The sequence below is a fragment of the Paenibacillus ilasis genome (assembly GCF_043195395.1).
In the GTDB taxonomy this organism is placed as follows: Bacteria; Bacillota; Bacilli; order Paenibacillales; family Paenibacillaceae; genus Paenibacillus_AQ; species Paenibacillus_AQ lautus.
Window position 1 is genome coordinate 2,037,835 of sequence record NZ_JBHDJG010000001.1, and the last position, 14,014, is coordinate 2,051,848.

Here is a 14,014-nt window from a genome sequence, read left to right on the forward strand (position 1 = left end):
GTCATATTGGCGGCTTTTTTGTTATAACCAATAATGGGCTGGGAGTTTGCAGCCATTGCCGCTTGACTAACCAGTGGAAAGCAGTTAGCCGCCGGACAGGATTGCGTGGTAATATGAAGTAAAATGCAGCGTAGGAGAACGGTTATGAAGGATCGGATAAAAAAATGGGCTGGGATGTTAAAAAGAAAGGTCTTTTTACTTTATTATGCCTACAAGGATAATCGGACTCCTTGGTACGCCAAAATATTCGCCATATGTGTTGTAGCTTATGCCTTCAGTCCCATTGATTTGATTCCGGATTTTATACCTGTACTAGGCTATCTGGACGATGTGATATTAGTCCCCCTTGGAATTGCGATCACATTGAAAATGATACCTAGCGCCGTGGTCCAAGAGCATGAACTGCAAGCCGACGAACGGATGAAGCGCGGTAAACCCAAAAATTGGTTTGCAGGAAGTATAATTATTGCTATATGGTTAGCAGCTTTGCTATGGGTTTCACTTTTTGCGTATCGATATGTGTTGAACGAATAGGATCGATAGCTTCAAAGTATCATGGAGCGTTTGCTAGCAACAGAACGATAGGAGCCGCAAAATTCCGGCTCTTTTTTCACTTTCTTGGGTGATCCCATCAACAATTTCTTCAACAGGGACATTAGGAATTTAATAAAAGGAAATGAATGAATTCGGACGAATACATTCAATAGAACATCTCGTTTTTGGGAAACTGCCATGACTTATTAGTCAGTGGGTGCCGTCCCCGATAAAGTAGAGTTGACCAAATGTTCAAGAAACCGCGGGGTGTAGTTGGAGGGGGGAAACTGATGAATTTGAGTCAAAACCAAGGAAAGCCGAATGTGTTGCTCATTACAGTCGATCAGATGCGTTTTGATTGTCTCAGCATAGCGGGTCATCCCGTCGTCGAGACGCCCAATCTGGACGAGCTTGCGAGGACAGGTGTACGGTTTAGCCGTGCGTATTCTGCCACACCGACTTGCGTACCTGCAAGGGCAGCCATATTCACCGGGCAATCACAGCGGGCTCATGGCCGTGTCGGCTATCAGGACTGCGTGCCATGGGATTATAAGAGAACGCTGCCGGGGGAATTGGCCGATGCCGGTTATCACACACAGTGTATCGGTAAAATGCATGTCTATCCGGCACGGAATCTGATGGGGTTCCACAACGTCATGCTTCACGACGGTTACCTGCATCACAACCGCAATAACCACAGCATTCCGATGCAGGAGCATTACGATCAAGTCGACGATTACTTGCCATGGCTTCGTGAGCGGGTGCCCGGCTCGGATATGATCGATCTCGGTCTGGATTGCAATGCATCGACCGTCGCCCGTCCTTGGCATTTGGCGGAAATGCTGCATCCGACAAATTGGGTAGTCACGCAGTCTATTGATTTTCTACGTCGCCGGGATCCCGGGAAGCCATTCTTCCTGTGGATGTCATTCGTCAGGCCCCATCCACCGTTCGACCCTCCACAGGCGTATCTGGATCTATATGAGGATGCTGATATTCCGGAGCCGCCGATTGGCGATTGGGCGCAGACGGAAGATCCGGATTTGGCCGGATACTCCCCTATAACGGGGCGGGGGCTGGTCCCGAAACGCCGCCTGCGTAAAGCGATGGCTGCCTATTACGCTCTGATCACGCATATCGATCACCAAATTGGCCGCTTCTTGCAATCGTTGAATGAATATGGCGAGCTACAGAACACCGTGATCCTGTTTACATCGGACCATGGCGAGCTGCTTGGAGACCATCATTTATTCCGGAAGTCTCTTCCGTATGAAGGAAGCACCCACGTGCCGTTTATCGTCAATGATCCGGGCAACCGATTAGGCTTGCAGCGGGGAATGGTGTCGGATCAAGTGGTGGAGATGCGGGACATCATGCCTTCGCTGCTGGAGGCGGCCGGCGTGCCTATACCGGATACAGTCGAAGGAGAAAGCATCTGGAGACTTGCCTCAGCAGAAGAGAAAGAAGGGCATAGCGCTTCGTCTTGGCGCCACCATCTTCATGGCGAGCATGCACAAGGAATGCAGTCCAATCACTGGGTGACCGATGGGAAGGAGAAGTTCATCTGGTTCTCCCAAACCGGCGAGGAGCAATTCTTTGACCTGGTTCATGACCCGCAAGAGCTGCACAATGCGATTGCGGATGAAGAACGTCAGGAACGTATCCGACATTGGCGCTCCGTTCTCATACAGGAGCTTGATGGTCGTGAGGAAGGTTATACGGATGGGCAACAGCTGATTACAGGCCGGAAACCATCCGCAATATTATCCCATATCAAAATATAGCTGCATTTTTGATTGTGCTATATTCGAGCCCATAAAACACGCAACAGGTTGAATCATACCACCAAATAGAGGTGGATTCGGCACCATTCTGTTACAATGAAGTTAAAACCTTTTAGAAACGAAGTTGAATATGAAAATTGAACTAGGACAACAACAAATAGAATGTCATGTAGAATATGGCCCACGCAAGAAGATCTCGATCCATATCGATCCTTCAGGGCTGGTTACGGTGAAGGCACCGAATCATACAGCTGATGATGTGGTGCTGAACGCCGTGAAGCAGTATGGGGATAAGATTATGAATCAACTGCAATCGATTGAGGCAGCTCGAAATGCTCCGAAGGTTAGAGCATACGAAGAAAGTGGCAAGTTCCTTCATCTTGGCCGATATTATTCGCTTGATGAGTTAATCGAGACGCATAATCGTACGGAAGAAGCGCTCCAGCATGAACTGAAGAAGTTCTACTTTGCCAGCTGCAAGAAGGTAATCGGGGAACGAATTAAGATCTATCAAAAGCAGCTGAAAGTCACGCCTAAATCCTTCACCATTGAGGAGTCGCAAACGAAGTGGGGCAGCTGCAGCTCGACGAAGCATCTCACCTTCAATTACCGGCTCGCGATGGCGCCCCTTGAGGTCATTGACTATGTGGTCATACATGAGCTCTGCCATCTCATTCACATGAATCATGATCGCTCCTTCTGGCGGCTCGTTGGCAGCGTGATGAAGGATTACAAAGCGAAGGAAGCGTTCCTCGCGAAGTACGGACACGCCATGACATTATAAATAAAAACATATGCATGCTTAAGCCGCCAATTTGGCGGCTTTTTTTCTTGCCCCATATCGAAGCGCGGTCTATCCATTGCGTCCAAGACAATGTAATATCTAATTAGATACCCATTTAATTTAAACATTATCAAATTGATGGACGTATGAAAGGAATGATGATGGTGAGCACAGAGTTTTACTTAGTTCGACATGCTGAAAAAGAGAAGCGTGTTGGAGATGTTTCCATTTCAACCGAAGGGCTAAAGCAGGCTCATATGATGGCCCTTCATTTTAGTAAAATGTCCATAGATAGAATGATTAGCAGCCCGCTGAATCGAGCAAAGCAGACCGCTCAAATTGTTGCAAAAGCCGTTAATATAACCGTATCAGAGGACATTCGGTTACGGGAACGTGCGAACTGGGGAGACTCGCCTGGTCAAACCTTTCAGGAGTTTGTTGAGATGTGGAATCGCTGCAATAAGGAACGAGACTATGTGCCTCCTGTGGGAGACTCCGCTAGGAGAGCCGGTGAGCGGTTGTCTTCCTGCTTACTGGAGCTGTCAGATCAGCATCCACACGAAAGCATGGTTATTGTGACACATGGTGGTTTAATCACAGACTTTATGGTAAACGAATTTACCGAGGAAGAGTTGAACGGTACACACCCGAATTTTATACTGGCACAAAGCGATCTGGCCCCAGAATGTTCTGTAACGCATATCAGGTGTTGTGATGGGCGTTTTACATTAGTCGATTTTGCCAGCATAACTCACTTACTTCATTAAACTAAAGGGGTAGAAATGCCGAATCTGCATACAAAAATGAAGGAGGGAGAGAGGTCCTATACTATAAGAGGAAAGGAAAGAAAGTGACGTTTATGATATCTTCACAGCTTCAACACATTTATTATGTATGATAGTGGAAGTTCATTATTGACCTAAATATGAGTAGGAACATGCCAGCTATGAAGGTTCTTTAATTCATATCGGACAAGGGTTGTCCAAACATGCATGAGGGTCTGGAAAGGAGGTGAACATCATGAACTCCAAGTTCATCGCGATAGTAGGTGCTGCTGTTTTGACACTTGGCATCGGAACTGCTGTCTATGCTTCGGAGGTGGCTCCAAGTACCTTTAAAGACATGATTCCTTTCATGAAAGAAATGCATCCCAATCTCAGCGATTCCGATTTAGAGCAAATGTACAACAATTGTCACGGAAACTCGATCCCTCAAGGGATGATGCAACATAACTCGAATATGCCAGCAGTAAATTCAGGATCCATTTATAATTGATTTAAACCAGCCCCAAAAGACTGTCTATGCACAGTCTTTTTTTTGTTTAGATCATTTTTCTTTTGTCTTCACTTAAATAAACCGGGTAATTGACAGATTTGATATTGATATTGATATTGTTATTTAGTACAAAACCGTGTCATTCTCGGATGGCTTATTGGGGGACTACCAAGTATCGACTCTATAAAGAAAACGGGCTGCTCCCAAAATACAGGTGCAAAAGTTCTAAAACTAAGATAATCTGAATTTTAGATAATGATATCCTTCATTTTATAAAACGATGTCACACATCTGCTGGTTCTCCACTGATTATGAATTTCTCAACATGTCATTACACATTACCAGATTGACAACAACCCGGCTTCTGGAAGTTTTCATGGACAAAACCTAAGATACGGCCCAGAGAGGCCTTCGAAAAGAGGATACATGATACAAGAGAGAGAGGAAAGCCAGTTCTTGCTTCTAACTAAATTGAAACTGCCCCAGCCCCTTTATCCATCTGTGCCACGTCCCCGGCTGCTTGCGCGATTGAATGCGGGACTAAACCGCAGGGCGACATTCGTGACGGCTCCCGCCGGATACGGTAAAACGACACTGGTCAGTGATTGGGCCAGACAACTGGACCGACCCGTCGGGTGGTTATCGCTGGATGACAAGGATAATGACCTCATCCGATTTTGGAACTACTTCATGAAAGCGATCGAACAGGCAATCGGCAGTTTGCCAGACTCCGTCCGTGCCTCAAACGCAATGCTGACTCCCGGTCAATACGAGCCATTTATCGTTGCTCTGTTAAACGAATTGAACGGCTTGAATGAACCGTTTATCCTGATCTTGGATGACTGGCATGTCATACATAATACGGATATCCAGGCATCGGTTTCTTATTTTCTGGAGTATTTGCCTTCCCGGGTGCATCTTTGTTTCTCTAGTCGAAGCAGCCATGGATTTCTGAAGTCGAGATGGATTAGTCGGGACTGGATCCATGAAATCCATACCCGGCAATTGTGCTTCAATTTGCAGGAGACGGTGAATTTCTTCCACATCGTTGAGAAGAGGGAGCTGCCAAGGGAGCAGATTGAACACATCCAAATCCAGACCGAGGGCTGGGTGACGGGACTTAGGCTGATCTCGTTGTCTATTCAGGACGATGAGTGGATGGGAGCTTTCAAGCACGTACAGTCCAACCCTGAACGCGTCGAGCTATATTTATTCGAGGAAGTGTTTGAATCGTTGGACGAGCCAACAAGGCAATTTCTGTTGAACGTCTCGATTTTACAGCGGATGAACGGGCAGCTATGTAAGGTTGTTGCTGGAGAACACGGTGCACAGATGCTGGCCCAGCTGGAAAAACGCAACATGTTCCTCATCCCGCTGGATGAAGACAGGGATTGGTTCCGATTTCACCATGTGTTCGGCGAGTTTCTGCTGAAGCAGCAGCGACGCCTTGATCCTGCGAAGACAAACGTGCTCTTCCAATCGGCTGCAGCCTGGTGTGAATCGCAGGGACTGATGGAAGAAGCGATCGATTACTACTTGGCCGGAGACTATCATTCGGAAGCGATACGTCTGCTAGAACAGTTGAGAAGCTTGATGGTCCGCAGGGAATTCTCGACCATGAAGGTTTGGTTGTCAGCGATTCCCGAGGAACTGCTTATGCAGTATCCTTACCTTTATTTTTCTTACATTTTTTCGTTATTGTGGTCTCAGGAGCTGGAGCTGTCGGAACGGTATTTACAGCTAGCAGAGAAGCATTATGCTGCTTCCTCAGCAAGCTGGAGTCCGGAGGAGAATAATCGCTATTTGGGTTATCTGTATTATGTAAGGAACTTTAAAGCGACCCAATATGACATGGACATGATAAAAGGGCTGGAGTATATCCATCTGTCACTTCAGCATAGTCCTAAAGGAACGGATCTGATCTTCGCATCTCCTCATATGCCACTGTCTCCTTCTATATACAGGTCATACAATGGCAAGCGTGGCGAACATTTGCCTCGGGGCCTTTCGGATACTTTCTTTTTGAGCATGATCGAATTCATGAAACCAATGGGACTACAGGATTCGGTCGTTGTATGTTATGGCGAATTACTCTACGAACGCAACGAGCTGGAGCAGGCGGAGGAGTACTTGAAGCTTGGATTACAAGGCACAAGTCAGGCGCATTACCAACCAGAGAAGGTGTACGTTCCCGCCAGTCTTTTCTTGTCGCGTATCAGCAAATCCAGACAGGATATCAGTCAGGCCGAAAAATGGTTGGAAGAAGCCTATAGAAGGGCGATTGAGGATGGCGCTAAGGCAGCCCCCATCTTGCTCGATGTCGAAATGGCAAGTCTGCGAATGGAGTCCGGAGACTTGTCTGCAGCTGTCGAATGGAAGGATCGATACAAGGTCTCGTCGGATGATCCGGTATCCGTATTTCAGCTATTCGCCTATATCTTTCTCGTTAGGGTGTTGATGGAGACCGGCAACAGTCAGGAGGCATGGACGTTATCGGAGAGATTGCTGCAAATCGCGATAAAAGGCCATCGTCCGATGGACGCCTTGGAGCTCCAAGTGCTTCAGGCGATGCTGCTGCAGATGATGGATAAGCCGCAACAAGCGCTGCTTAAGCTGGAAGAGGCGCTTATATTTGCGAAGCCCGATGATTATATCCGTGTGTTTGTTGATAAAGGCCAGCTGGTGGCACAACTGCTTGCGGTATATGTCCAGCATCGTCAAAAAGGAAACATCCGAGATAAAAACGCGCCTTCACTTGCCTATGTACGGAGAATTTTGTCCGCTTTCGGAGGGACAGCCGAATTTCCGCTACAAGGCAAAGCAACATTGGAAAAGCTTCTGACACCGCGAGAATATTCGATATTTCGTTATATGGAGGAAGGGCTGGACAATCCGGAGATCGTTGAAACGCTCGGCATCGGAATGGGGACCTTGAAGGCACACATCAATCGCATTTACAGCAAGCTGCAGGCGAAAAACCGAGTCGAGGCGATCAAAAGAGGGAAAGAGTTCCAGGGTTAAACACGGAAGGTTGTAACAGGAGGCTCGCCGCACGGCGGGTCTCTTTTATTGCGTAACTATAACCGGGCCTATAACCGGGGTTAGATTCGAACTCTCGAAAGATCCAATATAATGTACATCGTGGCAATTGAATAACGAAAGGAAGGAAAGACCAGATGAGACGCATCTTCTGTATTTCGATGACATTATTACTCGTGATCGGCATCATCCCGCTTCAAGCATTCGCTAATTCGAATGATGCGATGTCCGGCGACGGGACGGCGAACAATCCTTACGTCATCACAACGTTAGATCAATTAAACGCCGTGCGTAATGACTTGAATGCTCATTACAAGCTCGGAGCGGATATCGATGCTTCGGAGACTGCAAATTGGAGTAATGGGGCTGGCTTTATGCCTATCGGCGATGACAAAAACGGCAATAGCCCGTTCACTGGTGTCTTCGATGGAGCGGGACATGTCATCCGCAATCTGACCATGAATCAGCCCAAGATGGACATGGTCGGCCTATTCGGAATTGTAGGCTCCAATGGTGTGTTAGAAAATATCGCTCTCGAAGGTATTTCGATCATTGGAAACAACCATGTGGGCGGGCTCGCAGGGCGCAGCGATGGAACCATTAACGGGTCCTACGTTACCGGAACGGTTAGAAGCAACATGGCCACCGTCGGAGGGTTGGTAGGATACAATGGCATTCAGGGTAAAATAACCTCCTCCTACTCTACGAGTACCGTCACCGGGACCGATTATGTGGGTGGTTTGGCAGGGCGCAGCGACGGGATGGTAAGTGACTCCTATGCTGCCGGTACGATCAGTGGCACCTCTATAGTGGGTGGGTTAGTAGGGGACAGCGAAGGTGGAGAAATCATCCGGTCCTACGCCACGGGTGACGTCAGCGGGAGCGCTGAACACGTCGGCGGACTGGTCGGTTATAATATTTCCGCTCTTATAAGTAGGTCATATGCCACGGGAACAGTCCGTGGCAGGAGTGCTGTCGGCGGTCTTGCGGGCAGCACGGGCCACGGGTTGATCCTTCAGTCATACGCCAGTGGCAGCGTCAGCGGGCGCGATCAATCTGTGGGCGGTCTGGTTGGGAGTAATAGTGGGAAATTGAGCGACAGTTTCTGGGATGCTGAAACTGTCGGCTTGAATAGTGCCTGTGGATACGATACATACGGATCCTGTACCGCGAGCGGCCTCACGACTGCACAGGCACTAACCCAATCGAGTTATTCCGGCTGGGATTTCAACAATGACTGGTTTATGGTCGAGGACTCGACGCGACCATTCCTTCGCTCCGAATGGTCGACCGAAATATGGAACTCGCATCAACTGCAGCTGATGGCAATGGATCTGTCGGCGAACTACATACTGACGCAGGGTATTGATTTCGACACGACATTCACTGATAACACCCGCTCCGATATGTGGGGGACGAGCACAGGGAACGGTTTTGGATTTGAACCCATCGGTAATGGCAGCACTCCGTTCACAGGTACACTCGACGGCCAAGGATATGATATTACGGGCTTATATATCAACAGGAGCAGTTTAATGAGTGTCGGGATGTTCGGTAATATTTCTAGTGGTGAGGTTCGAGACGTTCATTTGAAGAACGGGAATGTCACCGGCGGCCTTCAGACAGGCATGCTGTCGGGACAAAACGGGCCCAGCAGCCAGATTATGAAGGTCCATGTTACAGGGAATGTTACCGGAGCAGGCATGACAGGTGGCCTGGTCGGGAATAACGACGGAACGATTGGCAGTTCTAGCTCGAGTGCTACTGTCGGTGGAGTGGATGAAGTAGGCGGTCTGGTCGGAAGGAACGGCATGGGGAGTGTTACTGAGGCTGTGTATGCTACCGGGAGCGTTAGCGGAAACAGCCATATCGGTGGATTGATCGGCTCGAATGCGGGCCTGGTGTATAACGCATATGCAACGGGTCAAGTCGATGGTCAATTCAATATCGGCGGATTGGTCGGACACAATGATATGAATAGCCAAGTGAACTTGTCTTTCGCCGCCGGGAGCATTACCGGTATGGATTTTGTCGGAGGCCTCGTGGGTCGGAATGAGAGCGGTAAGGTAAATGATTCGTATGCCATCAGCTCCGTTGACGGTCGTTACGATGTTGGCGGCCTCGTGGGAAGGAATATCGGTGATATCAAGACCACGTATGCCGTCGGAAGTGTAACTGGCAGCGGCGAAGTCGGCGGCCTGGTCGGACGGGAATTCGGTACGGTTACCTCGAGCTTCTATAATAAGGAAACGACCGGACAATCGGATACCGGCAAAGGTGAACCGCGGATTACGTCGGAAATGAAACAGTATGCACGATTTGGTACCGATTGGGACTTCAGCGGAATATGGGCGTTACAGGAGGGAGCCATGTTTCCTGTTTTGCAAGGAATTGCAGCCAACCTCGAATGGGACGCTGCTCCACCAACCATCACCAGTGCGAAGATCGAAAGCGAGCATCCGAGCAACGTCATCGTGAGCTTTGATGAAGAAGTCAGCCTCACTGACGCCGGGGGAATTATAATTACAACAGACGGAAAGCCTTCTACCATTTCTCGGGTGGACGGATCAGGAACTAATACACTTGTCCTTAAAGTAGATAAAGCATTTGAAGAAGACCAACAAGTTCTCCTATCCTACGATAAACCATCCGGAAACATTTCCGACCGCGCAAACAATGCGCTGCTCAGTTTAACGGATCGGATCGTCGATAACCTGACTCGTCCCGTTGACCATATACCGCCATCCATCGCCATTACGATGACCACGGCGGATGGAATGGAGTATGTTGATCGCACGTGGAGCCATCAAACGGTTAACGTAAGTGCAGAAGCATCTGACGAGTCTGGCGTCACTTCATTTACGTATTCGCTAAATGACGGCGTGTCGTGGAGCCCTTATTTATCTGATATCGTCCTGGGCGATGAAGGTGTTCATAGAATCGCATTCAAAGCCGTCGATACTGCGGGCAATGAATCGATTGAACGACGCACAGTCTGCATCAGCACAACTGGAATAAACTTGACGCCTACATTAGTGAAGGCGGACGGAAGTGAATATACGAGCGGCGAATGGAGTAGGTCGAGCGTAACTTTGAGCGTCTATGCTGAATCGGCAGTCAGCGAGATCTCCAATCTGACCTATACGCTGAACGGGGGGCTTTCACAAGTCTACGAGAACAAAGCACTCATCGAAATTTCGAGCGAAGGCGAGACGAACATTCGATTTGAGGCGTCCAATCAAGCAGGCAATACGTTATTCCTCGACATCACGGTGAAGATTGACAATACGCCGCCATCGATTACGATTTACCCTAATGGAAGCGAAATGCAGGTAACATCGGTAGTACCGAGGGTGACGGTCATTGATTCAGGGAGCGGCATAGATCCGGCCTCGCTGGAGTTTCAGTGGACGACCGATTCGTCCATACCAGCCACAGGCTGGAGACCGTTTGCGAACGAGGCCGCGCTAATGAAAAGCGGCGTTGACGGTGATTGGTACTTGCATGTAAGAGCACATGACCAAACAGGTAATCCTGTTAACGTGACGTCCAGCCGGTATCGTTTGATAACGCAGAAGGCGAGTGAAGCAAGCGGTTCAAATCTCACTAACGGAAGCCATGTATGTTCACTGCCGAACAACGCCTTTCTTGTAGGCCTGGAAGGGAGAACCATTGCTTTTGAGGGGGGACAGATTCTCATCCCTGCTAAAGCACTGAATCGACCATTTTGTTTATCCATAAATCTAACACTTCCAGATGGTGATAAATTTCTTCTATCTGAAGGAGAGCGAGCAGTTAGTAAAGTCGTTGAGTTTAAGAAAGATGTGTCTGGAAAATTCGATCAAGACGTAACCATCAGCCTGAAATTTGACGCCAACACCATACAAAAAGGCAGTCATGAGCTCCAACTTCGTCAGGTTAACGAAGAAACGAAGGAATGGGAAGCACTGGATAACGTCAACATAGACTGGGATGAGGGGATTATAAGTGGTACTACCGACCACTTTACTCCATTTGCGATTTTTGCGAGAACGATTGTGCCTGTTGAAATCGGTGTTGCGTTTTCCGATATAAAAGGTCATTGGGCGCAAAAGAACATTGAGAATCTCGCAGAAAAGGGCATTGTGAACGGTTATATAGACGGAAGCTTCAGACCTGACCGTACGATGAGCCGAGCAGAATTCGCGACAATCCTGGTTCAAGCATTAAGTCTCACTAATAAAGGCAGTAAGGAATTCGCCGATACCAAGGATCATTGGGCGAGGCAAGCCATTTCAACAGCGTATTCTTACGGAATCATCCAAGGATACGATCCGGTTACTTTTGGCCCCGACGATTTCATTACGCGCGAAGAAATGGCACAAATGGTGGTTCAAGCCTTTCAATTGGATCATCCCCTTACCAACAAAACCTTTATCGATCAGGATAAGATTGCTGTTTGGGCACGGAAAGCGATGTTGATTGCAGTAGATCATGGAATCATGAAGGGTTATCCAAACGACATGTTAAAACCCAAATCTCATGCTAGCCGTGCGGAAGCGATTACCGTGATTTGGCGCGCCATGGAGACAAAATAAAAGGTGTCGATTAACGAGTTGCCGAATATTTATAGCAGAGTTTATTGATTTCGACAGTTAAAAGGAGAAAAAAATGTTAACGACACAGCAACTACAAGACATTGAACAATTGCAAAAAGAGTGTGAACTTCATGATCATGTACAACTGAAGCTAAACTGGGATATGCTCAGAGAACGCAAAACGGAGAATCTGGATTTTTTTCATTATGAGGATGACGAACTAGTAGCGTTTCTAGGTTTATATCCTTTTGGTTCGACTGTCGAAGTATGCGGCATGGTAAAGCCTAATGAACGTCGAAAGGGGCATTTCGGGCGATTGTTTCACCTTGCAATGGAACAAGTAAAATTCAATGGATACAAAAAAATCTTGTTGAACGCGCCTGCGAGATCCGATGCGGCAACATTCTTTTTGAATGAACAAGGTGCTGAATATGCATTCTCGGAGCATCAAATGGAATGGCACGAAACGCCTCTGGAGGAGACAACCGATATTCTTCTCAGACAGGCAACCGAAGAAGACTACGAAATGAGCGTTCGTTTGTCCGTGAGGGCTTTCGGATTGGACGAAGAAGACGCCAGAGTGATGGAGAGCCATCATTTCGCGGATCATACGGATATGCTCATGATTGACGTGAACGAAAAAACGGTTGGGAAACTTCGGGTAAGTCGTGAAGAGGGGCAGGCGTGGATCTATGGCTTCTCCATATTGCCAGAATATCAGGGCAGAGGGATAGGCAGAAAAGCGCTTCGCCAAGTCGTTAAAGAGCAAAGCTCTGCCGGATTTACGGTACACTTAGAAGTCGAAACGAAAAACAACCATGCGCTGAGGTTATATGAGTCGGTTGGATTTAAGGCAGTGCATGTACAAGATTATTATAAATACGAATGCAGATGATAATAATCGAAATTTGTGCAAGAAAAGTCGCCATCAGGGCGACTTTTTCTTTTAACTGGGATTATTTAATTTAACGTATATCTATTGAAGTCTATTTATTCTGCCGATATTGAAGGGGCATATAATTTTATCATTCAGGAGGAATTATGATGAAAAAAACAGTTATTCTGCTCACCAGTGCGGCACTGATGTTTGCGACCGCCGCTGGCACGATCTCAGCCAAACCGGGTAACACCCCACCTGGCAAGACGAGTAACGCGGCATCGACAAAGGGACCTAAAGAAAAAGAAACTCGAAATGAAGAGCCTCAAACCGAGGAAGCAGAGGCATCTGATACGACTAGCAAAGAAGAAGACCAAGTTAAGGATTCAATATCTCCGGAAACAGAAAATACAAACGACAATTCCACCGATAAAGTCGATTCCAAGAACAAAGGACACAAAGGATACAAAGGCTTGCTAAATGCCATTCAAAACGTAGAAGATAAACCGGCAGGCGCCGTTTTAGCCAATATTTTGCTTACCGAATATACGGCCGAGCTGACGGACGAACAACAAAAACAACTTGAAGCCATTATGGAAAAGGACAAGGCGTTAGAAGCGGCGGCGGGCATGCTTGAAACAAACGGCAGCGTGACGGACGCTGTGTATTTGCAAGAAGAAGCTATTCAAGCAAATTTTAAAAATTTGGATCTATACAAAACCATGGGTAAGCTTAACGAAAAGGCGGGTAAAAAGAATGGGGTTAAGCTGTATGTGAACGGCGAAGCTTCGGATGCCGAACCTTTTGTCAAAAAAGGCAATACATATGTTCCTTTTCGCGCCATAGCCGAGGCTTTGGAAGCCGAGGTCATATGGAATCCGGAAAAGCGTTCCATCACCGTTACGAAGGACGGGGTTAGCATTCAACTCCTGGTGGGCAGTAAAACAGCAACCGTTAATGGGAAGAAGGTCTCATTGGATGCCCCAGCCACCGTTACAAAGGGCAATACGTATGTGCCCGTACGCTTCATAAGTGAGGCATTGAATGCAACCGTCAAGTGGGAATCAGAAAGTCAGACCGTTGTTGTTTATGAAGAGGAAGCATAATAGGTAAATTTTTTAGCCGCTAATCTGGAATGAGATCA

At 47.6% G+C, this 14,014-nt stretch carries 9 protein-coding genes; all 9 read left to right on the forward strand.

Features of this window, described 5'->3' with window-relative positions:
* The first annotated feature begins 144 nt into the window (after positions 1-144).
* The 9 genes from ACETK5_RS09610 (at position 145) to ACETK5_RS09650 (ending at position 13,976) form a co-directional block, all read left to right on the forward strand.
* A complete protein-coding gene (locus tag ACETK5_RS09610) occupies positions 145-534 on the forward strand; it encodes a YkvA family protein (RefSeq protein ID WP_100537586.1) in 390 nt (129 codons plus the stop codon).
* Between the two features lie 290 nt (positions 535-824).
* Positions 825-2,318, forward strand: coding sequence for an arylsulfatase (locus tag ACETK5_RS09615; protein WP_100537585.1), 1,494 nt, complete (start codon positions 825-827; stop codon positions 2,316-2,318).
* A gap of 130 nt (positions 2,319-2,448) precedes the next feature.
* Positions 2,449-3,102, forward strand: a complete 654-nt coding sequence (locus ACETK5_RS09620; RefSeq protein ID WP_394055307.1) for a M48 family metallopeptidase — start codon at positions 2,449-2,451, stop codon at positions 3,100-3,102.
* Positions 3,103-3,248: 146 nt separating this feature from the next.
* Positions 3,249-3,869, forward strand: coding sequence for a histidine phosphatase family protein (locus tag ACETK5_RS09625; protein WP_394055309.1), 621 nt, complete (start codon positions 3,249-3,251; stop codon positions 3,867-3,869).
* 253 nt (positions 3,870-4,122) lie between these two features.
* Complete coding sequence (locus ACETK5_RS09630) at positions 4,123-4,377, forward strand: CUE domain-containing protein (protein ID WP_326113343.1); 255 nt, start codon at positions 4,123-4,125, stop codon at positions 4,375-4,377.
* Positions 4,378-4,803: 426 nt separating this feature from the next.
* A complete protein-coding gene (locus ACETK5_RS09635; protein ID WP_100537582.1) occupies positions 4,804-7,398 on the forward strand; it encodes a LuxR C-terminal-related transcriptional regulator in 2,595 nt (864 codons plus the stop codon).
* A 179-nt stretch (positions 7,399-7,577) separates the two neighbouring features.
* Positions 7,578-11,993 (forward strand): S-layer homology domain-containing protein, encoded by a 4,416-nt coding sequence (locus ACETK5_RS09640; RefSeq protein ID WP_394055312.1) that lies wholly within the window; start codon positions 7,578-7,580, stop codon positions 11,991-11,993.
* A 73-nt stretch (positions 11,994-12,066) separates the two neighbouring features.
* Positions 12,067-12,888 (forward strand): GNAT family N-acetyltransferase, encoded by an 822-nt coding sequence (locus tag ACETK5_RS09645; RefSeq protein WP_394055314.1) that lies wholly within the window; start codon positions 12,067-12,069, stop codon positions 12,886-12,888.
* A gap of 149 nt (positions 12,889-13,037) precedes the next feature.
* Entirely contained in the window at positions 13,038-13,976 is a 939-nt protein-coding gene (locus ACETK5_RS09650; RefSeq protein WP_394055316.1) for a copper amine oxidase N-terminal domain-containing protein, read from the forward strand.
* Positions 13,977-14,014: the final 38 nt, after the last annotated feature.